At 37.5% G+C, this 935-nt stretch carries 1 protein-coding gene; it reads right to left on the reverse strand.

The window, feature by feature from the left end:
* A partial coding sequence (locus VF675_RS13690) for an RNA-guided endonuclease InsQ/TnpB family protein (RefSeq protein WP_440205386.1) occupies positions 1-910 on the reverse strand: 910 nt, incomplete at its 3' end.
* Positions 911-935: the final 25 nt, after the last annotated feature.

Consider the following 935-nt stretch of genomic DNA (forward strand, 5'->3'; position numbering starts at 1 on the left):
AGCGTGAGCCACAGCACGAACAAATTTGGGTGGTATAGGCTTCATTGACTTCTTCATAACATACCCCTGCGTTCTCGCATTTATACTTGAGCATGGTTCTTAGTGTTGTCCAACTGGCATCTAGCACTGATTTAGCCAATCTGGTTTGTGCTAATGCTTTGGCATTCACATTGCCAACGAAGATGGCTGCATGTTCATTCACCAGTTTTCGGCTGAATTGATGCAGCATGTTTTGTCTTACATTTTTAATCTTGGCATGGATGGCTTTGACACGTTTCTTATTTTTTGCACGTTGAGCAATACCAAGTTTTTGTTCATATTGCCGATAGATTTGAGGTGCTTTAAGTTTTACGCCATCTGAACAAGTCGCTAAATCTTTTAAACCTAAATCTATGCCAATTGAGGTTTTAGCGTTGTTTTTTTCTATTTTGACTGCATCAACTACAAGACAAACATACCAACGTCCACGACTATCTTCTACGAATGTGCCTGTTTTGATATTGTATTGACTTAATCCGTAACTATCCCATAGTTTAAATTGATGCTTGCCATATTCAACATAGCCATCAGCATATTTGATTGCAACCTTTTTAAACGGTATCCAACCCAGTGAACGTCTAGCTGATTTTTTATTACTGACACGCCATTTTAGTTTTGCTTTTTTGAACTGCTTGCGTCTTGTGACCAATTCTTCTGTCACTGCCTGAATAGTTTGACTGTGCAAGTTGCATTCTTTCGATGTGCCTTTCGTGTATTTTGCAAGGTCGTATGCTGAAAAGAATTGTTGTTTACGTTGTAGATGCTTAAAACACAAATCATTGACATAATTCCAGACAAAATTTACTTCGGATGCTAACTGATTTAGCACCTTGCAATGTTTGTCTTTTATGCGTAATTTGAGTGTCTTCATCCAATTATTTTAACAGTATTTTTCT

This window comes from Acinetobacter sp. Lyrl_1, assembly GCF_051948795.1.
Lineage (GTDB): Bacteria > Pseudomonadota > Gammaproteobacteria > Pseudomonadales > Moraxellaceae > Acinetobacter > Acinetobacter towneri.